The following is a 26,265-nucleotide window of genomic DNA, read 5'->3' as shown; positions in this document are numbered from 1 at the left end:
GATTTTTCCGCTATTTCTAATGCATTTCCAGCGTAAGTTCCTGGAATATCCCCCTCAACCCTTTTAACTTTATGGACTTCATCATAAACAAGCAAAGTATTTTCATCAACTATATTTTTTATATCCTCTTTTAACGTGCTAAGCGATTCATAATTAAATAAAAATAAATTACAATTTCCAGTATCAAATTGCAAGGCCTGCTTCTTTTCTTTCGTACTCTTGTATTTGGAATCGTGGCTATTAAATACTTTTAACTTCTCTTTTCCTTTAAAACAAATATTAAATTCATCCATCCAAGAACCAAAAGCATTTTTAGGTCCAATCATTACAATTCTTTTAACTAAATTTTTAGCCTTTAGGTATGCGTAAACGCCTAGTACAGATGAAGTTTTTCCTGAACCAGGAACTGAGAAATTTCCTGACTTAGTCATAGCAAACATAAAAAAAGAATCCCACATTTGCTTTTCTCTTAATTTTCTAGATATATGGTCATTAACTATTCGTGAATATTCTTCAAATCTATCCCTTAAGGATTCATCTTGCTGTTTAATTTGAATTCCTAATTTAGCCCTTTTATCAATATAAATATTTCTTGCTTCGATATAATCTAATAATCTGTTAGTACATACAAATCTTTTTCCTAATGAGTTTGCCTTATTCTTAATTAAGTCTCTAATCTTTTCAAAATCAAGATAACTAAGGGATTCTTTAAAATAAATGATATTATCATCTATTTTATCAACATATCTTTTTAATTTTATCTTATAAAATGCACTATTTAGAATCCAATTAGTATCAGCCATATAAATTCTTAAAGAAAGGATACCCTTATAATCTAAAATAACACAGTTATCTTCTAACAAAGCTTTTTCTGTTATAATTTCATTTTTATTAAACTTCAAAATTTCATTCATAATTACATCACCTGCCTTTAATACAACAATATCTTTATGTTTATTATTCCATAATATTTCAAACTCATTTTTGCTTTTAGTGAGTATTTTCTCATAGAAGCCTTTTGAATCTAACAACCAACTACACGTTACTGTAAATCCCTCATAATTACTATTAATTGCTGCTTCAGTTTCATTATTAGAACCTCTAAAACAGATAATATTTTCATATGCGTCATAAATCAATCCACATTTATCATGAAAAATACCATTTCTAACAAATGCAATTTTAATATCGACTATACCTATTGATATAAGATAAGCTAGATTTGATATATTCTTTTCTTCATCTAAAGTTAACTTAGAATGAAAATTGGATATTAATCTCTCTCTAATACTAGACTTTAGCTCATAACCTTCTTTTATTAGTAAGTAATCTGCTTCACTTATTTCTTCTGAGACTATTAATCTATACTTATAACCATTACGAACAAAATTTTCTAATCCCTTTGCATAATAAGCTAAGGACTTAGCTGAAAAATATGCACTTATTCTATCGAATCTTACTGCATTTTTTAGAACTGGAATATAAAACTCCTCAGCTATATTATCATCGTAAGAGGAATAAATAGGCTTTATATTAATTGTTTTAAACATTTGTAGCATCCTTAATAATTTTTAAAGATTCTTCAATTTTATCAACTTGAGATAATATTGAGGATATTTGTTCTTCATTTAATTTAGAAAAAATATTTATATCAATAGTTTCTAAGTAATTTTCAATTTTCTCCAGAATTTGAGTAGGCCTGTTTCTAGTTTCACTTGATTTTGCTTTTAATTCAGCTTTCTCTAAAGACTTTTTTAATTCTTCCTTAGTATCTTCATCAGTTCTAAATACTTCTTTTATTACAGCTTTAGTAACTTGTCCAACTTCAGGTAACTTGTCCAGTACCTTTTCAGCAATATCCATTTGTTCATCGAGAAATTCAGTTAAATACTTTGATGATACTACAGTTTTAATCTTTCTTATAAATCTTGTCATATCACCATGTGGTTGCACTAGAAAATTTGTAAAAACTGAATTTTTAATATTCTCTGCTTCATCATCATTATTAATCTTACGCAGTACTCCATATAATTCACGTAATGGCCCATCTATCCCCATGTCTCTAGCAATATAAAATTGTTTAGGTGCATTAATTGTTTCTAAAAATTCTACTAATAATTTTGCTACTTCGATTTCCTTATTTACTTCTGATTCAGTCATATTTGTACTCATCGCATATTCTTTTACTGTAAGAAGTTTACTTTCAATAACATCATTATAAATACCAACTAATCTATCAATTGGGTTATAATCAACCTTACTTTCTTCCCCATGCTGAATCATAAGTTCAAGCATTTTAATTTGTTTTGAATTATTCTCTAAATTTTTTTCTAAAATTACTGTTTCAAAGTAATTAAAACGTGGACTATTCTTAGATAAATTACGTAAACATGTAAATCTCCTATTACCATCAATAATTCTTCCATCAGCTAATACAACACCTGGTTCACGTTGATCTACTAATTCAATATTAGCTTGTGTTATCTTTATTGCTTCAGGATTACTCTTAACTATAAACTCTTGAATTATATCATTGTATGTTGAAATATCACTCATATCGATTTTATTAATATTATTATCAGCTTTGTATTGACTTATCCAAGTTGCAATTCTATCATTCTGATCGTTATAAAACAAATAATCTAATTTCACCTTATATACTGGATAAGCCTCTGTATGCCCATCAATAGTTATCTTTCTTGATAAATTTGTTTTTAATACTCCTCCATTTTCAATACCATCTTTTAATAAATTCATGTTATACCTCCTCAAAATACTCATCATAGTCAATATATATTTTTTCCATTATAGCATCGTAGTACAACTCTTTTTCACTAGCTATATAGGAAATTTTCCCTCTATTAATCCTAATACCATACTCTTCATACACATAATCTATTAAATCATACATATCTATCTTTCTAAATTTTGTTACTATATGTTCAACTAAATCATTTAATGTTACTGCATCATTAGATTTTTTTAATATAACATTACCTTCAACTCTTCTTGATTTATATTTTTCATTGCATTTTAATATAGAGCTATAAAACCATTCGTCAAAACCTAAATCGTCTAAATAGTGTTTAAATCCCCTTTTTCTCAAGTATTTTATTGTAAAAATCTCTTCATCAATAAACTCATCTACAGATTTTACAAAATCAAGCAAATCATTTTTAGTTATTCTATTTCTCTCTAATCGCTCTATAGTAATAAATATATTCGGTTCAAATTCTATAATTTCATATTCAAATTTCTTAGATCTGATAACATTATAAAAGGATTGGTAGTTTCCAAATCGCTTCATTAAATTAGTTGCGTCAAAAATTTCATTATTTAAAATTTTATTTTTTATACAATCTTCTAACGAATTAAACTTATCCGAATAAATAAAGAGTGATGTAACCTTAAAGCCAAGACATCTTAAACTGTAAGGATTTATTGTTGTAATATCACCTTGTGGAAAATTCTTTTCATATATACCTTTTAACTCACTTAATAAATAAATATCATCATTTAATATTTTCTTCATTTCTCCTAATTCATATTGATTTAAACATTTATAATCTATTGAATATATACCTTCATTATAATACTCTTCTATAGCCTTGAAATAATTGGCTAAAGCCGTTTCTACTTTTACTCCATACTCCATTTCGTAAAGTTTGGCTAATTCATAATTTGGGATTGGTGAAGACTGAATTAATAATTCTAAAACTTGCATATCTCTATCTGCATTACCAAATTCAATATTTGGCATACGCAAAAACTTAATACCTAAATTATTTTTATCTCCAATAACTTTTTTCATTAAATTATGGAGTTCATATTCATCTCTAATTCCCCATTCTTTCATTACTTCATTATAATCATTAAAAATCTTTAAAGTTGATATCTCTACATTTTTATAATTTTCTAGACTTAATGAGGAAATTATTTTTTGTTCATCAAAGTCACTAAAATCAAAATATCTAAGTCGTTTTTTAAATTTCCATAATACTCTATTACTATTAGCTAAAGTAGATTCAAAATATCTAACAGGATACTTAAATTCCTCTGCATCTAAATTAAAATCTTCTAAAAACATTATATAGATATCATTTAAATCCTCAACTGAAATATCATCTTTACAGAATGATTTTAAAACATAATCTAAAATATGTTGTTTTTCTTTTTTTATTCTTACATTACCTATTAGCAAGTAATCCTTATAAATAAGGCCTTCAAGCCTTTGTCTAACCTTAACTGGAATAGTATTATCTTCTAATGCTTTATTTAATTCTACTGTTCCTTTTTTATATTTATAATTTAGATAATTATAAACTTTAATACTAACTTCAAATGCATGCAAAAATGTTTCTGTGGTCCAATTATAACTTTGAAAAATATTTATAAATCTATCTTCTTTAACTCTTGGTATTTTCCTCATAATTTTTATTTCTTTTTGTCGTACTCCTTCTCTCGTAATATTCAGCATGCTTCCAACTTGTTCCAAGGTTTTTCCTAAAAGTCTATTTTCTATGATAAACTTATCTCTCTTATCTGAAATATTATCAATAATTTCAGATAAAGCTGGATAATAAACACTATATTTTCCTTCAAATTTTTCAATAATATTTTCTTTAATCATATCGTTAATCAAATTTAATATATAATTAGTTTTTTTAATATGATTAGGAAAAAAGCTTACAATATCTTCAATGGTAGATTTACCACCAATATTATTAATATTTCTAGTTATTTCCCCTTTAAAGAATGATATAAAAAATTGACTTTTATAAATAATATTAATATTATCTTCAATTAAGAAATTTTCCACATCATTTCCTTCTAAAGAATTTTCATTAGCAACTCTTTTTAAATTTGGAATGATGTTAGCTCTAAAGTTTGTTAGATTAAAGTTAATTTTACTATCACAAAAATCATCAATAAGCCAGTCTAAATATTTTTCTAAATTTATAGCAGAGTTTCTTGATTTATCTCTTTCTTTATATGTAATATAAATGCATTCGTTAATTAATTTCAAAATCTCATTTCTACTTTTCTTACCTAAATTCTTTATTGCATTAAATTCTAAATATGTAAGTTCTAATAATTCTGAAATATAATTGAACCCTGAGTTTCTTAATGCATTTTTAGACCTAACTGAAAGATTTAAATCTTTAATTGTTAAATCCTCTACATACCCCCAATATGAATTATAAAAAAATATATTTTCTCTTTCTTTTCTTTCATCACTTATTGCATCTATTAACTTTATCTCATTAAAATCCAAATTATTTGAATTATCATTTATAATGTCCTTCAAAGGTATTATTCCATCCTCTACACTTCTTTTTAAATTTTTTATTTCTTCCAAGGATTTGTTACCTAAATTTCTTATTTTGGTTAAATCATCATCATTTAAAATCATTAATTCATTTAATTTATTTATATTTGAGTTTTTTAAACAATTGTAAGCCCTTACTGATAATTTTATTTTTTCTATTTCAATATTTTCTTTAAGTACTAAACACATATCCCCTCCAAATAAATGATTTTTCCTTTACTATTATTAACCTTTAGTTTACTATATTATAAAATATTTACATAGACAATATCAAGAAATGTATAGGTAAATTTGGAATATTTGTAACATAAGTAATAGATATCTTATATTGCTTTATAATAATTCCAATTACTATTTCATCATATGAATACCTAATCTAGTATTTAATTATATATATCTGTAAAATTATATTTTCGCTAAGTACAAACATAGAAATATGATTCTTCGTGCTCTTATAAAACTATGTTTTAAAATGATTATATAAAAATATAACAAAACAGCTACTGCTAAAATATGAATACTAAGCAATAGCTGTTTATTTTATTTATCTAAAATTTATTTTTTATTCTAAATTCTTGATAAGAATCCTCATAGTTATCAGAAAGCTTATAGCAAAATATATTATCAAATGTATTCTCAATTAAATATTCTTGCTCATTCATCAAATTGTAAAACGCTTCTTGTGAATTTTCCCCTTTTGAAATACCTATAACTTGTAAATTCTCTATATCAGGTATATCAGAGTTTGACTTAGCTTGATAAGTACATCCCTCAGCTGTTAAAAATATATAATTATACATTTATGTTCTCCTTACATTAAAATATCAAATTTAATTTTATAAAAGAAGAAATCTAAACTTAAGTAATATTATTTATCTTCCTTTTCTATGATACTATGTAATTTCTTTCCCATGTGTTCTACTAAATTTACAACTAGCGCATTCCCCATACAGAAATATCTAAATGAATTAGTCATTCCTGTATTAGTCCAATTATCTGGAAATCCGTTTATTCTCTCACATTCAATAGGAGTTAATAGCCTTAGTTTTCCAGTTTCAATGTCTCTAACAACATGGGTACTTCTATTTTTACTACCTTCACTTGTCAACATCGTACGTGCAGGTTTATCTATAGGATCCGGAAAAGCTATTCCACCTTCTCTAAATACATATTTATGACCATCTTTAGAAGTTCTCTCAATAGCCTTTGGTCCTTTCATATAAGTCCATTTTTCCAAATCATCTTCAGATAATATATATTTTTCATCCACAGTTTTCTCTAGAATATCTTCTAACGTTATTGGCTTATTTACCAATAAATTGTTTGGAGTGGTTTCTACTGTATATATTACTCCATTTCTATATATACCAGAATTCTTAAATCCAAATGCAAAATTATTAGAAATTTCGAGTATATCTAAACTATACTTTTCTTTTATATCTATACTACTAATAGCATCTTCAGGAAATTTTTCTACGTTAAATGTAGAACTAAAGAATCCATAAGATTGAAGTTCTTCATATGGGCTTTGATTCTGCAACTCTTTGAAGTACTTAGTTGTATTATGTACTGCAAAAATAAATATACGTCTTCTTCTTTGTTGGAACCCATATTCAGCTGCATTTATTACTCTCCATTCAACTGAATATCCTAATTTAGCAAAACAACTTATTATAATTCCAAAATCTCTCCCACGTTGACTAGATGGCGATTTTAATAATCTATCAACATTTTCTAAAATCACAAATGGTGGTCTCTTTGCCTCCAAAATTCTTTCAATCTCCCACCAAAGTACTCCTTTTTTTCCTTGTATCCCACGAGCACCAGTACTAGCAACCGAATAATCTTGGCATGGAAATCCACCAACTAACAATGTATGATTTGGAATATGTTCTACAGGAACTTGAGCTATATCTATATTACTATATTTATCTATCCCACCAGAGGTTTCAAAATGACTCTTATAACATTCAAAAGCGTGCTGAACTTTTTTACTAGGTTCCCATTGGTTTGCCCACACTGTTTTCCAATCTAGTGAACTTTTTTCAAGCCCTACTCTGAATCCACCTACCCCAGCAAATAATTCACAAATTGTATGTTCCATATTGATAACCTCCTATTTAATGTATTGGATTATGCTATAATTTCAAACAAAATTTTACTAAACTAATATTAAATAAACTTTAATACTAATAAATCGCACACACCCAAACGATCGTTCTTCTTATATTTTTAGCACATTTTTAATACTTATTCAAGTATTATTTTTAATAATATTATTATATAGAAACTACTTAACTATAGTAAAAAAATAGATAACCTTAGTAACTTAGAAAATTAAAGGTTATCTATTATATAACTTATTCTACTTTGCTTACCTCACTGCTATTGTTAATAAAATTTATTTATCTGATCTTTAATATATTTAGCATTTAACCAAAAACATTTTCTTCTCTCATAACTTCCTTGAGGGGTAATAATCAAATCTTCCTTATTTCGAGCCTTCGGCCTTATATGTGCTATTTCATTATCACTTATTTTTATGAAAGATTCGTATTTAACCTTCTTAATTTTATCAACCGTATCAAGCCATACCCTATACATACTTCCTTCTAAATCAGATATAGGCATGTTCCAAAACATTACTTTATCCAAAATAATATCATCCAAACTTAATTCTGATTGTTTTTCAAAATTAATTTTACTCTTAAAAATTACCCACAAATGTTTTTTATTTTCGAATTTATCTTTTATAGTTGATGTTTCCCATTCTTCATTTACTATTTCGCAATAATCAATTTGTTCAAAGGACATAGATTCCTTTGGCATTCCATTAGGTTTAAGTACTATTGTTTTAAGCTCAATTGAAGCCTTTTTAAATTCCTCAAAATTTTCAAGCTTGTCTCCAAATACCGCTTTACATACATCATCTACCACTAATCTAATAAAATTTTTAGCCTTTCTTTCTCTATTTATTGAGTAAATACTCATTATTTCAGATACGCTTTTATTCAAAATTCCATTAAATATATTATAAATCTTTTCGTCAAATAGAATATTATCATCTGATAACGACTTTGATGCTTTTACTTTTTTATACTGCTCTTTTTCAAGTAACTCATCTATTATATAATCAACATATTGTCTTTTATAAGAAAATGCCCTTTGTTGGGCCATAATTTCTGAATTAGGCTGAGCTCTTTTACTTTTTTCTGCTGTGCTGCCTTTAGTGCACGCTCCTAGATACATTGTATCTCCTTCAGAAATCTCATGGGCTCTTCCCTCTTTAACCTTATTCGATATTATATTCCAATCTTTCTCTATAATCTTTATATCTTTTTCAGATGGACTCCATAAGCTTATAATTTTAAATATTAATTCTTCTTTTGGAATATCTTTCTCATTCATGTAGAACATTAAAAGAAGCTCTTTACATTTTTGCATTATAGAGTTATTTTCCCAAGACTCTTCATTTAGTTTAAAATAATCTATAATGCTAAGGACTATTCTTTCTTTTGCTGAATATCCAAGTTGTTCTCTCATACTATTTGATTTCGATTTCTTAGTAATATTCTTTAACGGACATACTTTTAATTCTACTCCAACTTCTTTGAAATCAGCTTCCTGTCTGCTATTAACTTTATATCCAAAATACTCCTCTTCTACAACTTGTCCTAATCTCCCCTTAGATTTTTCATTGTTAAATTTACTTTCTTTGCTACTCGTATTTATATTACTCAAACTTTTGTTAAGTAACCTTCTTGCATATTCCTCTATTGATTCTTTATCATTTCTATCATAGTTATATTTCATAATTTTTCATCCTCCACATAATAATCTCTATATAGATTATTATACTAAATATTCTATATAATTTAAAATTTCAGTATAAAACTTATAACTATTAATAAGAATGTACTCTAATTGACTCCTTTATTACTAAAATTATAGAAATCAATATCTAGTACTATATATTAATTATTTATAGGTACTTTTTAATTATATTAATAATATCTTCCCCATACTTACTTATCTTCACGTCTCCAAATCCAGATACCTTTTTTAATTCTTCATTACTTAATGGCATTTTAGAAATTAAATCATTTAATTGTTCATTATTGTATATAAAATATGGTTTTATATTTTCTTGCCTACTTTTATTTAACCGAAAAGATTTTAATTCCTTATAAATTTCTGTATCTTCTATATTTACTTTATTACTTATGTATTTATTATAAGTTTCTTTAACTATATTTATATTGCTTTTTATATAATCTGTTTTGCCATCTTCAACTAAATATTTATTATATTTTTCTAAGTAAGATATATCTTTTTCTTTATGAATTTTAAGAAAGGATTCTGCCCAAGAAAATAATGCTTTCTCTGACATTTCTAGTTCTTTAGATTTATTGTAATTATCTTTTATATAGCTAACTAATTGATCTGCCCTAATAACCTTATCCTTAATTTCTTTCTTTGCAAATCTTGAATTAAGTAAAGTTTTAGGATTAGCTAAAACTACTACTGTCTTATATGAACTTTCAAATAGCTTATCTGTAATAAATTTCATTATTACATTTGACTTATTTTCTATAGCTATTTTTTTCATTAACTTTAAGTGTCTCTCATTCTGAGTTATTGGTGAGTATATTCCTTCTTTAATTTTCTTACTACCGAAATCCATATTTCTAATAAAGTCACCTTGATTATTTATTTCTATATTTCCAAATAAATTTTTACACTCAATTACAAAACAAATCTTTTTTGTAATAACTAGATAATCTATTTGAGAACTCAAGTCATCACTTTCTATATATAAATCATGTATTATATACATTGGCATATGACTATTTCTTAGTTCAAACTCAATATTTTTTTCACCTATGATTCCATACTCAATGCATTTTATTTCTTTTTTAATTTTTTCTTTTCCTTCAGAATTTAATTTTGGTTCTAATTCCTTTAACTTTTCTATTTGCTCTATAGCTTTACTACTTTCCTTTAAAAACACAGGTTCCCTTAACCTATCAAATAACCCCATATATGCCTCTCCTCTGCGTAAAGTAAATTTTTTGTATTTGTAATATAGTTATATTTTTTACAAATGTACCCATCTAATAAAATTCTATTACAAAGTTTTTTTCATGTCAAATTTTGCAAAAACTTAATTTTGTTTGAGAAGAATGCTCTATAATGATATTTTATTAAAATCTTGGAATTTTATAATTAAATTCCCTAGTTAAAATCTATTGAACATATAAATTAAAAGTGTTATTATAATTTCATAAAGAAGAGCTAACTTGAAAAAAACTTTTTAAAAGTTCTGAAATATGCGTTAAGCTCCTATTTTGAACCTACACATTTGCTACGGGAGTTCGATATTTAGATAAGGAAATGTACCATCATGTGAGGCCCTTAGACGGCATTGAAGGAGATTGAGATATCTGTGAGGACACCCACCTATCGAGAGATAGGGATCAAAATTGGAGTACCGGTATTTTGGATAATTTTCTAGGAAAAGCTAAGACTATTACTTATTTTTAATGAGTAATAGTCTTTTTATAATTTCCTTCAGTTTTAAGTGAAAATATGTAAGTTTGCGTTGACTTGGAGCAAATCAAGGTCATAAGCAAACTTATATATTTAACTTTATCTTATAAAGTTAGTTCTAACTGTTTCTTCTCTTTTTGGATATTCTATCCCTGCATTTTTACCGGCTTCTATACATCTAAGAAGCCAAGCCATATTTTTCCCAAGAGTCCTCATTGTTTGCATTCCTTCTTTATCTTGAAGCACTTCTTCTCTTGTATTTCCATGAACCATATTCCAATATTGAGAAGATACAATTGGCATACAGCTAATTGTAAAATATTTGTTTATTTGATCGAAAGCTGAACTTGCTCCACCACGACGACAACTAACTATAGCTGCACCTGGCTTATTTTTAAATATACTACCATCACTATAATAAACTCTATCTAAAAATGAAGTTAACATTCCTGAAGCTGAAGCATAATGTACAGGTGATCCATATATAAATCCATCTGCGTCTTTAGCCTTGTCCAAAAATTCATTAACTATATCATTTCTAAAACATCTTTTACTATCTCGACATGCACCACATCCAATACATCCAGCTATAGGCTTATTTCCTAACTGAAATATTTCTGTTTCAATATTTTCTTTTTCTAATTCTTTTACTACTTCTAAAAGCGCAGTATAAGTACATCCATTTAAATGTGAACTTCCATTTACTAATAATACCTTCATATATCTTACTCCTTTATTTATCTAATAGGACAAATTCCACCTTCGCACCCTTCATTTCCAATATCAAATTCGACCTCTTCTTTTTCGTATTTAGATATTAATGAAGGTACAAAAGGCTTCATTTCTTTCACTCTCTTTTCATATTCTTCCTTATTTATAGCTTCATATGGTAATAACTCATAAAAACTATCATCTAGTGGCAGGAATGATACAGCAACAACTGAATCCCAATTATCCCATACCCACTGTTCAACTTCTTCCCACTCATGATTTCTAACATGAACAGTTATTGAACAATTATGCTCAACATAGTTTTCCATAAACATCTTGTAATTTTCAAGTTGTTCTATAGCACTTACTTCATACTTAGTTTTTCCTTCTGGAGCCTTAACTGGGAATTCCACTACTTTAGTTGTGCAATTTTCAATACTTTGGCCTACCTCTGGTACTACTGGATAGCCTAATTCCTCACATACTTTAACTAATGGATCATCACTTGATATTCTAACACGTCTTATAAAGTATGGTGAATGTGAATAATGCACTCCACTTGATACTGTAGGTAATTGAGATAATGTACCTTCTGGTTTAATTGTAGTTACTAAAAGTGGTTCATTTTGTCCTAATTCCTTAGCATACTCTAATGCGGCATCTTTTGCTGCCTTTTTTAGTTTTCTAAGCAATTCTGCTTCTTGCTCCTTAGTAAAGCTAGTTGCATTTATCATGTCTTGCCATCCAGTTAATGAACATCCAATTAATTTATCTCTTTGCTGTACTCTATCCCAGTCTGGAAGTTCAAGTTCTACACAAGTCATTCTATATCCTGCTCTTGCTGATAATCTTTGTGCTTCAAGTAATGCTTTTTCATCTAAGCTTCCATTTTCTTTAACAAAAGCAAATACATTTACAGTTGTTAAATTACATAAGCCTTGTGAATCTAATAATATTTCACCACATGGATTAACTCCATTCATATTTGGCCTTCTCTTCTCAGCAGCTTCAGCATTTATCCATCCTGGTTCCCCTGAATATCTCATTTTTTCTATATTCCATTTCAATCTTTCTCTAGATGGCTTCTTTGTATAATAAATTGAATTATTGCTCATTTGTCTATGAATTAAATCTTTATTAACACTCCACTTGCCATCTTCTTGCTTATATAAATTAGATTTTGCTTCTATACATTCTTCATCATTAGCATCAATTATTACCATTTCAGCGGTTCTTCTAACGCCACCTACTACAACATTTTCTCCAATAATGTTAGCAATGTCTAAACAGTCTATAGGTGAAAGCTTAATATTATCTTTTTCTAATAAAAGTGATTTTCTTTTTATTACCTTATCAATTTTGTAGAACATGTTTTTTAAGCTTTCATGTCCTGATGCTGTACCTCCAAAGGTTCTAAGTCTTTCTCCTTTTGGTCTTACATGAGAATAATCTATAATTATTGTATTTATATTTCTATATTGACTTCTTCCAACAAGATTTAAGAAGTGCTCTAGTGCTTGAACCCAGCCTTCTTTTGAATCTCCTATTACAATTTCAGCTGAAGTATTATTATAAAAAACCAATGATGTACTATCTTCTCTAAGGATTTTAGGCTTCTCTATATAATCCTTATGAATTAATTTATAATTAGTTCTAAGTTTAGGTATCTTATTTACATCTTCTCTAAGAACTCTTACTCCAACTCCAGAACCTATCATAAGTAAATAAAACAAATCTGTAAAAGCCTGGAATGAATCAATTTTTTGGAATGCACAATTAAAATTACTCATAGGATATTGCTTAGAAACATTTGTATTTCCTACCCAAAAAGTTCTTCCAGATAAAAATTGCCTAAGGTTAAATACATTATCATATAGTTTTTCTGCTTCTTCCTTTGATGTTGGCACTATAGAAGTATTATATTCTACAGCTCTTCTTACAGTTTCCCACCAATACTCTCTTCTTCCTTGTTCCATAAGAAATCTAGAATATGTTCTATAATAAACAAAGTTACCTAATTGACCCATAGGAGATGAATTGTGTTTGTATTTGCTTACAAAATCATCTTTTATCATCTTATAGGCTTCTTTACTTAAATTTTTTCTTCTTTCTTTTTCTTTTTCACTTCTATATATTATATATCTTTTTGCTACATCTTTTCTTTCACTATCCATCAATTTGAACTCTACAACATCTTGTATATCTTCAACTTCATGATACTTTTCAGGTCTATTAGATAAACTTATAAATACCTCATTTGCTATTTGCTCACTTAAATTATGATCTACTCCAATTTTAGTTTCTTCCATTGCCTTTTCAATTGCCTTAACTATTTTATCCTTAGTAAAATCTACTAAGTTTCCATCTCTTTTTCTTACTTTCATATTAACACCTCATAAATTATAGTTAAATTAATAATACTAGATAAATTTCATTATTTATCCATCTATATAATTATACTACATATTGTGTATTTATCCATAGTATTTTTAAAAATATACAATATATTGTTATTATGATGTGAATAAGTTAATATTAGTATCTTCTTTATCTGCAAATTGACTATTATAAAGATCTTTATAAAAACCGTCTTGCTTAATTAACTCTTCATGAGTTCCTTGCTCTATTATATTTCCATTGTTAATTACTAGTATTAAATCAGCACTTTTTATTGTTGAAAGTCTATGCGCTATAACAAAACTAGTTCTACCCTTCATTATATTTCTCATAGCTTTTTGTAGTAATAATTCTAATCTAGTATCTACCGAACTTGTAGCTTCGTCTAAAATTAATATAGCCGGATCTTTAAGTATTGCCCTAGCTATAGTTAAAAGTTGTTTTTCTCCTTGAGATATATTTGATGCCTCTTCGTTTAAAATCATATTATATCCATCTGGCAAGGTCTTAATAAAGTGATGAACATTTGCAATCTTAGCAGCTTCTATTATTTCTTCTTTTGATGCACCAAATCTACCATATTCAATATTATCATAAATACTTCCATTAAATAACCAAGTATCTTGAAGAACCATACCAAACATAGCTCTTAAATCTTCGCGTTTCATATCTTTTATATCTACACCATCAATTTTAATTGAGCCGCTTTGAATTTCATAAAATCTCATTAAAAGGTTAATTAAAGTAGTTTTACCTGCTCCAGTTGGTCCAACTATAGCTACCATTTGACCACTTTTAATCTCTGCACTTAAATCTTCTATTAATATCTTATCTTCATTGTACCCAAACTTTACATTTTCAAAACTTACATTTCCTTTTGGATTTTCAAGTTTATTAGTATTATTTGAAACTTTCACCTCTTCTTCTTCCTCTAAAAATTCAATTACCCTATGAGCTGCAGCTACTGCTGATTGTATTGCTGATGATAATTGAGTTACTTGAGATAAAGGTTGATTTATTTGCCAAATATAACGTATAAATGCTTGAAGATTACCAACAGTTATGCCTCCTGATATTACTGTTATAGCACCTACAACACCTATTGCTGCTATTCCTAAATAGCTAACAAGACTTACTAAAGGCGACATGATACTTGATATAAATTGAGCTTTAAAGCCTGCTGCACACAATTCTTCATTTGCTTCTATAAAATCACTTAATGAATCTTCTTCTTTACCATATAACTTTATTTCATTAAAGCCAGTATACATTTCTTGAACTCTTCCATTAAGTCTTCCTAAAGCTGCTTGTTGCTTATTAAATAACCCTTGTGATTTTTTTACTATTATATTAGTAATTAAAATACTTAATGGTATTATTAGAGTTGCTAATATTGCAAGTTTAACATTAATTGAGTACATCATTATAAGAGCTAAGCTTAGTGATAAAATAGCATTTATTACTTGAATAAAGCTTTGCTGTAATGCATTTGAAATAGTATCAACATCATTTGTAATTCTACTTAGCACATCACCATAACTATGACTATCAAAATATCTTATAGGAAGTCTACTTATTTTTCTTTGAACTTCATTTCTAATATCCCTCATAGTATTTTGAATTGCATTTGTTAATAAAAAGCTTGCTATAAAAGTTGAGCCAGCACTTCCTATATAAATCAGAAATAGCAATATTAATACTTTAATTATATAATTAAAGTTAACTGAAGCCCCGGTAACTCCTTTTACCATATCTTCAACATCTTTAATTAATTGAGTAATTATTAATCCTTCAGTTCTTGGCGCTATTGCTACAAAAACTGCTGATGAAATTATAAATAAAATAGCTCCGAAGAAAGACCATTTATACTTATTAACAAAAGGAGAAATCTTTTTTACTACTAACTTGAATTTATTCATTATGCTAATTCCTCCTCTGTAAGTTGTGATATTGCAATTTCATGGTATATTTCACAATTTTTTAAAAGTTCCTTATGAGCACCTATTCCTACAACTTCTCCTTCATTTAATACAATAATTTTGTCAGCATCCATTATAGAACCTATTCTTTGAGCCACTATTAATACTACCGAATCCCTTGTCTCAGCTTTAAGCCTTTTTCTTAAAACTGCATCTGTTTTAAAATCTAAAGCTGAAAAACTATCATCAAAAATATATATTTCTGGCTTTCTAACTATAGCCCTGGCTATTGAAAGCCTCTGCTTTTGTCCTCCTGATACATTTGATCCACCTTCACTTATTGGTTCATCAAACTTTTTGGGTTTACTAGAAATAAAATCATATGCTTGAGCAACTTTAGCTGAATATTCTATTTCTCCAGTTTTGGCATTCTTCTTACCAAATTTTATGTTGCTTGCAATACTACCTGTAAACAAAAGATTTTTCTGTGGAATAAAACCTATCTTTTTACGTAAAGCCTTTAAATCATATTCTCTTACATCTATTCCGTCTATTTTTATACTTCCTTTGGTAACATCATAAAATCTTGGTATTAAATTAATCAATGTACTTTTACCACTACCTGTACTTCCTATAAAAGCAATAGTTTCTCCCTTTTCAGCTTTAAAGGATATATCTTTAAGAACAGGAACTTCTCCATTTGGATAAGTAAATGATACATTATCAAATTCAATAACACCCTTTATTTCTGTTTTCTTAATCCCATTTTCAGGATTTTTTATTATAGGATTTTCATTTAAAATCTCGGTAATTCTATTAGCAGATACTTGAGCTTTAGGATACATAACAAATACCATTGAAAATAGCATAATAGAAAACATTGCATGGAATAAATACTCTATAAAAGCTACTAATTGACCAACTTGAAGTACTCCTATATTTATCATCTTACTTGAAACCCAAAATATAACAATAATTGCTATGTTAAGTAAGAAAAAGAAGGTAGGCTGAGACTGCCATAAGCTTATTTAACTTTTTAGATGTATCTGCATACAAATCATTAGTTTTCTCAAATCTTTTTCCTTCATATTTATCATTTCCAAAAGCTCTAATTACCCTTATTCCTGTTAGATTTTCTCTAGAAATTCTATTTAGTTTATCTAACCTCTCTTGTAATTTTTCTGATAAAGGTTCTGAAGTTTTTACTATTACTACAACTCCTAAAATTATAAATGGAATTACTACGGCTAAAATCAGAGATAATGATAAACTGGTTCTAAGTATCATTATTAAACTTACAGTAAACATTACAGGTGTAAGTAAAGCTGTTCTTAAAAGTGTATTAGTAAACTGTAAAAGAACAAAAGCATCATTTGTAGTTCTTGTTATAAGTGATGACACTCCAAATTTATCGTATTCTGTATGCGAAAATTCCTGTGCTTTTTTAAATATATCATTTCTTATATCTCTAGTAATACCTGTTGAAATTCTAGATGAACAATACCCTAATAATATTGTTCCAATAACTCCAATTATAGATATAAATGCTATAACAAATCCCATTTTTCTTATATAAGTAATATCATTATTGATTATTCCATTGTCTATAACCTTAGCCATAATAGTAGGAATTCCAAGCTCTACTAAAGCAAATCCAAATACCGATATTATGTTTAAAAGAATAAATGGCTTATAGTTTTTAAATATTTTAGTATTAATTTCATTACTGTATTTCACTTCCTTTCTTTAATTGAATCAATATAAAATAAAAATGAAATTTCTTCATTAATAACATTTTAATTTTCTTATAATACTTAATTCAAATTATCCCAACATTTTATCATAAGTTATGTTAAAAGCTATTTTTATAAATATTGTAAAACATAGATATATGTAATCTTTTTATTCATTGCTTTTAGGTAATCTAAATTTAAATAAAATTATAGCTTTTTATCCTTATTGCAATTTATTGCCCCCTTTGATAAACTGAATTTATGATGATGAAAGGGGGATATTTATTGTTAGATTCTATTGATAATGAGGTTTTAAGTAATCTCACTAAAAGTGAATTATCCATATTACAATATATTGATAATAATGCATCTAAAGTCCTAAGTATGAGTATCCATGAGTTATCTGAGAATGTATTTTCATCAACAGCTACAATTTTACGTTTATGTAAAAAGCTAAATTTTAGTGGCTATTCGGAATTAAAATTTGTATTAAAAAATAACCTTGCTTCTAAAAAAACTTTAAATAGTAATCCTTTGTCTGATGATAACATATTATTAGATTTATATTCTCAAGTTGAAAATACTGGTCGTCTTCTAAATACTAAGAATATAGAATCAGTAATAAGTTACCTCTTGAGTGATAAAAAAATCCATTTATTTTCTACTGGGATAACAAATGTAATTTCTGAATATATGCAAAGATATCTCTTGGCAGTTGATCGATCTGTAATCTTATATAAAATAGATAAATTGTCTTTGGATTCTACTATTAGTTTTACTAAAAATGATGTTTTAATTTTAGTAAGTGTTACTGGAAATGAACCATCTATATTAAAAATTGCTAGACTTGCCCAAAGCAATAACGTTCCTATTATAGCTATTGCTCCACTTACAAGCAGTCCTTTATCGCAGATAGCTAATATTACTCTATACTTTTATTCAAAAGAACGTTCTTTTTCTAATTATGATATATCAAATAGAATTTCTATTTTTATATAGTTGATATGTTATTAGAGTATTATTTCTATCATTTAAGTAATTCTAAAAATAATAATAATGTTTAAAGGAAGGAGAGATAAAGTGCTTAATAATTTTGATTCTGATGCTGTTAAATCTTTAACTTCAAATGAGGATATTATATTACAATATATTATTTCTCATAAGGATGAAGTTATAAAAATGAATATTAATCAATTAGCACAAAATACTTATGTATCTACTGCGACTATCTCTCGTTTATGCCATAAATTAAATTTAAAAGGATTTAGTGATTTAAAATTCAAATTAAAATCTGATAATTTACATAAAAATGATTTATTATCTAATAATACATTAGAAAATAAATCTTCTGAAATAAATGATATAATTCCAAATAGCCTTAAAAGATTAAAGAACACTGTTGAGAAGCTCAATGTAGAGGATTTAAATTATATAGTAAATTGCTTATGTAGTGATAAAAATATTCATATTTTTGCTAGAGGTCTTACACAAATGCCTCTAGAATATCTCTCTAATACGCTATTATCCTTAAATAGATCTTCTACATTTTATATTGATCCACCACTTATTTATCGTGCTGCTTCTCGTATGACTTCAAATGATATTATGATTATTGGGAGCTCAGGTGGAGCTACAATACCAATTATAAAGACAGCAGCCCTAAGTAAATCCAATTCTGCTATCGTAATTGCAATCACCTCAGACCCTTCTAGCGAATTAGCTAGTATAGCTGATATAACCTTATATGGTGAAATTGAACGGAAGGACTTTTTTGGAATAGATATTAATTCAAGATTATCAATTCAGTTCATTATAGAAGCTATTTTAGAACTTTATATTAATAAATTAAAAGCTAACAACATTTTATAATTATTGAATAAAAAAAGAGCAACATAAAAGTTGCCCTTTTTTATAATCTATCTTTTCATTGCGTCTTTTACTTGCTTAGCAATTTTTTCAATCTTTGGTCCATAAACCACTTGAATATGAGTATCTGATGGTTTAACTATTCCCATTGAACCTGTAGATTTTAAAAGTGCTTCATCTATTAAAGACATATCTTTAACATCTACTCTTAATCTTGATATACAATTGTTTACAGCAATTATATTATCATATCCGCCTAGTCCATCGATGATTTTTATTGCTAAACTTGTTACTCCTCCAACATTTTCTTCTTTAGAAAGCTCTTCTTCATCTTCACTAACATCTATTGAAATATTTCTGCTTGAAAAATACCATTTGAAAACAAAATAGTATATAACTGCAAATACTATACCAACTAAAACTATTACATACCATCTTGAACCTGGAACTAAAACACCATAGATTAAAAAGTCTATAACTCCGCCTCCTGTATTACCAACTCCAACACCTAATAAGCTTAGTAGTCCAAAAGAAATTCCTCCCATAACAGCATGGAATAAAAATAATTGTGGAGCGATAAACATAAATGCAAATTCTAAGGGTTCAGTAATTCCTGATACAAAACATGCAGCTACTCCTGCAATCATTAATGCTTTTACTTTTGACTTTTTCTCTATTGGAGAAGTCTTGTAAATGGCATATGCTGCTGCTGGCAGACCAAACATCATAAATGGCATTTTACCTTGACCTAAGAAAGCTGTAAATTGTCTTAATTCTGAAATAGGAACTGAATCAAAGAACTTTAAGAAAATATTTAAGCACCCTTCAACTCCTTGATATACTCCACCAACAGATGTAGTACGGAATACTCCATTTAAAACATGATGTAATCCAGTTGGAATTAATATTCTTTCTAAGAAACCAAATATAAATACTCCTACTGATCCTAAACTTGCTATTAAAGATCCTAACCAGTTAATTACTGATGAAACTGGAACCCAAATAAATGGCATTACTTGTCCTAAAAGCGTCATAGCTCCAATAACTACAATAGCAACAAATCTTTTTCCTCCATAGAAAGCGATTGCAACAGGAAAATCAACATTAAAAAACTTATTATGAAGAACTGCGGTTAATATACCTGTTATCATCCCTGCAAATGCACCCATCTCTATTGTATCTGCTATACCTAAGATAGTTGACATTTTTAGTGAACTAAAATCAAAGAATCCTGATCCTATTACTAAAGATGCACTTAATAGAAAAACATAATATCCTATAAATCCTGCAAATGCAGCAATTTCTTTTTCTTCTTTTGCTAGTCCAAATGCTATACATATTGAAAATAATACCGGAATCATACCAAATACAGTTGAAGTAATCGTTTTTATAACGGTTATTATATAATTAAATGATTGTAATTTTAAAAATGGTAGCAAATCTTGAACTTGTGGTTTTAGAAGTGCAGATGTTAATCCTAATAATAGCCCTGCTGCTGCTAAAGTAGCTATTGGTAACATTAAGCTTCTACCAAGAGCTGAAAAAAAACCCATAACTTTATTATTATTTTTTCTCATTTATAATTCCCCTTTTCTAAATTTATTTTAAAGGCTTTTATAGCATGAGCTGCCAAATTGATATACAATTCAAAGCTTTCAATATAGGCAGCTCCATACACAATTACTATTTAAACTCTGGCCAGTAGCCTTTGTTTGCTTCTATTAATGCATCTAATACTTTTCTTGCTTTCTTAGCATCATTAACTAATCTATTTAAAGTAAATGCTTGAAGTGCTTTAGAATATGATTTTTCATAATAAGCATCCACTAGTAATTTTTCACTTGATACTTGATTAACTAATAATCCTAAGTAAAATTGAGGTATGTTTCCAACCCCCATAGGTCTTGGTCCATTTATACCAAGTTCTGCAACTACTTCTACCATTGCATCATCTTGCATATTGTTTATTGATCCATTATTTTCTGTTATTATAATATATCTTCTATTTTGATTGTAAGCTATTGATTGAGCTACTTCTATCATCATTTCAGCATGAGCATCACTTTCAATTTTTACTCTGCCTTCTGTTGTACCCGCAGCTGCAACTTCTCTACATTCATTAAATACACGATTTTCTCTATTAGCCATAACTTCATCAGCTCTTGTAAAGTTTGGATCAAGATGTGAAACTTTATATTCTGGATATAAATAATATTGATCATAAGTGTTTGGTAAGTAATCAGGGAAGTCTTCCATTATTGTTTGGACCATTCCATAAGTATCTAACCAAGATTTATCTCTTTGCTCTGCATCTTGAGGTAAAAATCCTCTTTCTTTTATTAATTGCTTTAATTTAGGTAATAAATCTTCTCCTGTCTTTCTATCATATATATTAGTAAACCATCCATAGTGATTTAATCCAAAATATACAGGATCTAAATCCTTCCAGTCACATCCTAATAGTCTACTGCATGAACGTACAACATTTTCAGGTTGATCGCATATGTTTAAAATTTTCTTATCATTTGGAAATTCTCTTCTTAATGCTTCTGCAACTATAGCTGCTGGATTAGAATAATTTAATATCCATGCATTTGGAGAATATTTTCTTATATCATAAACAGCTTCAATCATTCCTACTATAGATCTTAATCCATAAGCCATTCCACCAGCTCCACAGGTTTCTTGTCCAATAAGCCCCATACTTAATGGAATATGTTCATCTTGGGCTCTCATCTTAAGTCCACCTACACGCATTTGCATAAATACAAAATCCATATCAGTATAAGCTTCTTCGATATCTGTAGTATAGCTAAATTCAACCTCTGGATATCTTTCCTTCATTAATATTTTTCCAAACTCACCAATTGGTTCTTGTCTTTCTGCATCTATATCAAATAAAACTAATTTATTTAATGGAAATTCTTCCTTCAATCTACAAAATGATTTTAAAAATCCTGGTGTAAATGTACTTCCACCACCAACTATAACAACATTATATCTTTTCATAACAATCACTCCTAATATTAATTTTATAATTACTGCGACTAAGTTTTAAATTATAACTAAAATTTATAAAAACGGCCGTTTCTTTTCTATACTCATATTCTATATTCTGATATCGTTTTAATCAATAAGTTACAAGCTTATAGTCATGAATGATTCAATATGTTATTTGTGACATGAAAAGTAATTTTTTACTCTATTTATCTTATTTATAATAAGTAAAAATAAGTATAGTAAAAGGAGCCATATTTTTAGGCTCCTTTTATTATATTTATGGAATTCTATAATAACTCTTTTCTTAATTCTTCAGCTGATTTTGGTGATAAATAGCTAAATGGTATATCTAGTACAGTACGAGCTCCCCTTTGACCTTCTTTATATAATCTATAAACTGCTCTTGCATAAGCTACTAACACGCTTGAAGTAAACTCTGGATTACTATCAAGTTTTAAACTGAATTCCATTCTTTGATTTGTACTTTCTCCAGTAATTCCTGTACGAATAACAAACCCACCATGTGGCATCCCTTTATGATTCTTATTCATTTCTTCTTCAGTTATAAAGTTCACTGTTGTGTTATAGTGCGCAAAATAGTTTGGCATATTTTCAATTTCATTTTTTATGTCCTCTAAATTAGCCCCATCCTCTGGCACGACATAACAAATTCTTTCATGTTTTTCTTTAATTGAAAGTTCTTTATTTTTTCCAGTACGAACCATTTCAATAGCACTCTCAATTGGTACCGTATATTGAACTCCATTTTTAACACCTTTTACTCTTCTAATTGCATCTGAGTGCCCTTGACTTACACCTTTTCCCCAAAAAGTATAATCTTTTCCTCTTGGAAGTACTACCTCCCCTAAAAGACGATTTAATGAAAATAATCCTGGATCCCAACCAACTGATATAAGTCCAATAGTACCAGAGCTTTTTGCTACATCATCTAACATACTAAAATATTCTGGTATCTTAGCATGAGTGTCAAAACTATCTACCGTATTAAACATTTTTACAATCTCCGGCGTCTGTTGTGGCAAATCAGTGGCAGAACCTCCACAAAGAATCATAACATCAATTTTCCCCTTATAATTCTCAATTTCTGAAATATGTAACATTTTTGAAGTTGCTACTAACTTATCTGGATTTCTCCTTGTAAAAATAGCCTCTAATTCAAAATCTGAATTTTGTGCTAAGGATAATTCTACACCTTTTCCAAGGTTTCCATACCCTACAATACCTACTCTAATCTTATTGCTCATAAATTTTCCTGACTATAAAGTCAGGTGCCCCCTTTCTATAATTTATATTTTTAATTTAGCCATTCTTCTATTAAATTTATAATAGCTATATCATGTGATATGTTTAATTTTTTACATTTGTCATCAAATTTTTCATATAGTTCATTTGGTACATTTATAAAGAACTTCGATTCGTCTTGTGATATATTCCTCTTTATACTAATGTCATCATTATTGATATTATCATTATTAATATAATTATTATTATATTCTACAATAGCATTTTTAGCAGTTTCATCTGCTAAGTCATTATATATACTTTCGTTACTATGAGCTTTAACTTTTATAAAACATATTTCAATTTCATTACTAAATTTCTCAATATTTTTTACATATTCTTGTGTATATTCATTTTTGGCTTGCCATTCTCCGCTAGCCCATAATGAAATGTTTTTCAAATCATGATATATTGCTACTCTTTTAGCCTTATATTCTTCTTTTGCTATATTTAAAGCTAATTTTGTTGCCTCTAACTCTCCTACGATATTCCATTGATTCCATTTATCATAACCAGCACAAGAATAAAGCTTATGCTCATTATTGGCTAAATCTAATACTACTACACCTGAGCCATATGTTTTGCTTTCTTTATCATAACTACCATCTACAAATGCAATAAATTCATATTTATCTTTTAATTCATTGTAATCTATATAAGATTTAAAAACATTTATTTTAGCAGAACTTCTGATTGGTGTAATAAGGCTTTCTTTCTCTAAATTATACTCTACTTTTTTCTCTTTACTTTTTATATCCTCTTTAGAAATAACTATTCCTAAAAATTCGTTAGCTTCTTCAAGTGTTGAAAATCCTTGATATTTTGCTCCTGGAAAACCATCTATGCTTTTTTTACACTCATTCCAATTATCAAATATACCTATTTCTCTACCTACTTTAACTGCATAAACCTTTTTTTTAGCCATATTTAACTCTTCCTTCTTTTTTATTATATTTAACATAACTATCTATAAATATAAGATTAAATTTTAAATTACTCTATATTTAAATTTTGCTTATATTCTTTGAAAATAGCCTTTATTTTCATTTTATCATATAAATTAAATTTAAGACTATTTATTTTAGTTTATACTTTTCAGACTTTCTACTTTTGTAACGAAAAATACCTTTCTTTTTTCAAATTTACTTCTAAAGGTAGTATATAGATATATTCTTATTGAAACTATGAAAAACTGGGCACAAAATGTAAAAACTCCAAGATATTATTTTTTATTAAATATCTTAGAGTTTAATTTTTTAAGAAATCTTACTAAAAAACCTATTGTTTTATTTTTCCGTAATAAATCTTTAATATTAAGGATCTCATTTCTTCATGTGTAGGTTTTACTGGAGTGAATGGTGTACAAACATCTCCAAAAGCCTTTTCTATTAATGTATCTAACTTCTCTAGGACATCCTTATCATTGGGAACTACAGCCTTCATAGTAGGAGGTATATCTACTCTCTTTCTCAGTTTCAAAATTCCTTGTAGAAGAGAAGTTTCACCTACATAATGTGCTAATTGATCATATCGCTCCTTTGTTTCCTTACTGCTAGAATTAAACTCTATAACATAAGGTAAAACTATGGCATTTGCCAAACCATGAGGTATATTATATTCTGCTCCAAATGTATGGGCTATACTGTGAACAAGTCCCAAAGCACAGTTGGAGAAGGCTATTCCCCCCATACAAGAAGCTGCTAGCATTTTTCCTCTAGCCTCCATATTATTTCCATTTTCATAACATTCTGCTAAATTTTCATAACCATTAATGAATGAAGCTAATGCCATAGCATCAGAATAAGGATTAGCTAATGGAGTAACATAAGACTCTATAGCATGTGTTAGTGCATCCATTCCTGAAGCTGCTGTTAGGCTTTTTGGCATTGATACAGTAAAAATTGGATCAAGGATAGCAACGTCTGGAACCATTCTTCCATTCATACAACGAATAGAATACTTTTTCCTTTTTACAGGATCTTTAATTAGGGCAGCTCTTGTAGCTTCACTACCAGTTCCTGCAGAGGTAGGAATGCAAGCAATCCTAGCTTTTACTTTAAGATTCTTTATTTCATTAGGAGGCATAACATCCTCAATTTGTGTATATTCTGGGTTCTCATAGAATACCCACATGGCTTTTGCAGCATCCATAGCAGAGCCTCCCCCAAAACCAATTATCCAGTCCGGTTCAAATTCCTTCATATCAGTTGCACCACGGAGAACACTTTGGAAACTTGGCTCTGCTTCAACATCAGTATAGGTCTTCCATTTAAAGCCAGCCTCTTCTAAAACATCAGTTACAATTTTTAAAGATCCTATATCTTGTAATATGGTACCGCTCATAACTATATATGCCTTTTTTCGCTCAGCTGGTAAATTCTTTAATCCCATTACGGCATTTTCACCACAGAACATTCTTTCACAACCAAATTTAATAGAATACATTTATCTTCTTCTC

Annotated in this window: 17 protein-coding genes, 1 other RNA gene and 1 pseudogene; 3 read left to right on the top strand and 16 right to left on the bottom strand. The window is 28.0% G+C overall.

Translation table 11 applies throughout. The features are described from left to right. The 7 genes from A500_RS14060 to A500_RS14030 form a co-directional block, all read right to left on the bottom strand. On the bottom strand, positions 1-1,550 hold a 1,550-nt coding region (locus A500_RS14060), incomplete at its 3' end, for a DEAD/DEAH box helicase family protein (RefSeq protein WP_016208234.1). Beyond that, on the bottom strand, positions 1,543-2,757 hold the full coding sequence (locus A500_RS14055) for a hypothetical protein (protein WP_016208233.1): 1,215 nt from the start codon (positions 2,755-2,757) through the stop codon (positions 1,543-1,545). The genes A500_RS14055 and A500_RS14060, both read right to left, overlap by 8 nt. Before the next feature lies 1 nt (position 2,758). Further along, positions 2,759-5,518 (bottom strand): DNA-directed RNA polymerase subunit alpha C-terminal domain-containing protein, encoded by a 2,760-nt coding sequence (locus A500_RS14050; RefSeq protein WP_016208232.1) that lies wholly within the window; start codon positions 5,516-5,518, stop codon positions 2,759-2,761. 359 nt (positions 5,519-5,877) lie between these two features. After that, on the bottom strand, positions 5,878-6,129 hold the full coding sequence (locus A500_RS14045; RefSeq protein WP_016208231.1) for a hypothetical protein: 252 nt from the start codon (positions 6,127-6,129) through the stop codon (positions 5,878-5,880). 68 nt (positions 6,130-6,197) lie between these two features. Then, entirely contained in the window at positions 6,198-7,433 is a 1,236-nt protein-coding gene (dcm, locus tag A500_RS14040; RefSeq protein ID WP_016208230.1) for a DNA (cytosine-5-)-methyltransferase, read from the bottom strand. 287 nt (positions 7,434-7,720) lie between these two features. After that, positions 7,721-9,142, bottom strand: coding sequence for a Sau3AI family type II restriction endonuclease (locus A500_RS14035; RefSeq protein WP_016208229.1), 1,422 nt, complete (start codon positions 9,140-9,142; stop codon positions 7,721-7,723). Positions 9,143-9,311: 169 nt separating this feature from the next. Further along, positions 9,312-10,370 (bottom strand): NERD domain-containing protein, encoded by a 1,059-nt coding sequence (locus A500_RS14030; RefSeq protein ID WP_016208228.1) that lies wholly within the window; start codon positions 10,368-10,370, stop codon positions 9,312-9,314. Between the two features lie 276 nt (positions 10,371-10,646). Here A500_RS14030 and ssrS point away from each other — a divergent pair. Further along, positions 10,647-10,839: non-coding RNA, 6S RNA (ssrS, locus tag A500_RS20065), on the top strand. Between the two features lie 139 nt (positions 10,840-10,978). Here the strand turns inward: ssrS and A500_RS14025 are convergent. From A500_RS14025 to A500_RS14010, 4 genes and pseudogenes are all read right to left on the bottom strand, one after another. Further along, positions 10,979-11,599 carry a flavodoxin family protein gene (locus tag A500_RS14025; RefSeq protein ID WP_016208227.1) on the bottom strand — a complete coding sequence of 207 codons (621 nt, stop codon included), beginning with the start codon at positions 11,597-11,599 and terminating at the stop codon, positions 10,979-10,981. A 17-nt stretch (positions 11,600-11,616) separates the two neighbouring features. Next, positions 11,617-13,974, bottom strand: coding sequence for a ribonucleoside-triphosphate reductase, adenosylcobalamin-dependent (gene nrdJ / locus A500_RS14020; RefSeq protein ID WP_016208226.1), 2,358 nt, complete (start codon positions 13,972-13,974; stop codon positions 11,617-11,619). Between the two features lie 129 nt (positions 13,975-14,103). Then, complete coding sequence (locus tag A500_RS14015; protein WP_016208225.1) at positions 14,104-15,906, bottom strand: ABC transporter ATP-binding protein; 1,803 nt, start codon at positions 15,904-15,906, stop codon at positions 14,104-14,106. Beyond that, a pseudogene (locus tag A500_RS14010) lies at positions 15,906-17,630 on the bottom strand (ABC transporter ATP-binding protein). The gene A500_RS14015 and the pseudogene A500_RS14010 overlap by 1 nt, the downstream one beginning before the upstream one ends. Positions 17,631-17,924: 294 nt before the next feature. Between A500_RS14010 and A500_RS14005 the strand changes: the two are divergent. Both A500_RS14005 and A500_RS14000 read left to right on the top strand, forming a co-directional pair. Beyond that, the gene (locus tag A500_RS14005; RefSeq protein WP_016208224.1) at positions 17,925-18,638 is read left to right on the top strand and encodes a MurR/RpiR family transcriptional regulator; all 714 of its coding nucleotides are present in this window, start codon (positions 17,925-17,927) and stop codon (positions 18,636-18,638) included. 81 nt (positions 18,639-18,719) lie between these two features. Further along, complete coding sequence (locus A500_RS14000) at positions 18,720-19,508, top strand: MurR/RpiR family transcriptional regulator (RefSeq protein WP_016208223.1); 789 nt, start codon at positions 18,720-18,722, stop codon at positions 19,506-19,508. A gap of 47 nt (positions 19,509-19,555) precedes the next feature. On the opposite strand, the gene A500_RS13995 is transcribed toward A500_RS14000, so the two are convergent. The 5 genes from A500_RS13995 to A500_RS13975 all read right to left on the bottom strand — a co-directional run bounded on the left by A500_RS13995 (position 19,556) and on the right by A500_RS13975 (position 26,252). Then, on the bottom strand, positions 19,556-21,082 hold the full coding sequence (locus A500_RS13995; protein ID WP_016208222.1) for a PTS transporter subunit EIIC: 1,527 nt from the start codon (positions 21,080-21,082) through the stop codon (positions 19,556-19,558). A gap of 106 nt (positions 21,083-21,188) precedes the next feature. Continuing rightward, positions 21,189-22,514 carry a 6-phospho-alpha-glucosidase gene (locus tag A500_RS13990; protein ID WP_016208221.1) on the bottom strand — a complete coding sequence of 442 codons (1,326 nt, stop codon included), beginning with the start codon at positions 22,512-22,514 and terminating at the stop codon, positions 21,189-21,191. A gap of 278 nt (positions 22,515-22,792) precedes the next feature. After that, positions 22,793-23,770 (bottom strand): diaminopimelate dehydrogenase, encoded by a 978-nt coding sequence (locus tag A500_RS13985; RefSeq protein ID WP_016208220.1) that lies wholly within the window; start codon positions 23,768-23,770, stop codon positions 22,793-22,795. A gap of 50 nt (positions 23,771-23,820) precedes the next feature. Further along, on the bottom strand, positions 23,821-24,732 hold the full coding sequence (locus A500_RS13980; protein ID WP_016208219.1) for a ribonuclease H1 domain-containing protein: 912 nt from the start codon (positions 24,730-24,732) through the stop codon (positions 23,821-23,823). A 353-nt stretch (positions 24,733-25,085) separates the two neighbouring features. Beyond that, entirely contained in the window at positions 25,086-26,252 is a 1,167-nt protein-coding gene (locus tag A500_RS13975; protein WP_016208218.1) for an iron-containing alcohol dehydrogenase, read from the bottom strand. Positions 26,253-26,265 lie beyond the last annotated feature (13 nt).

It is taken from the genome of Clostridium sartagoforme AAU1, assembly GCF_000401215.1.
Classification (GTDB): domain Bacteria; phylum Bacillota; class Clostridia; order Clostridiales; family Clostridiaceae; genus Clostridium; species Clostridium sartagoforme.
The sequence above is the reverse complement of the archived record's forward strand: the minus strand, read 5'-3'. Positions and strand labels throughout refer to the sequence as shown.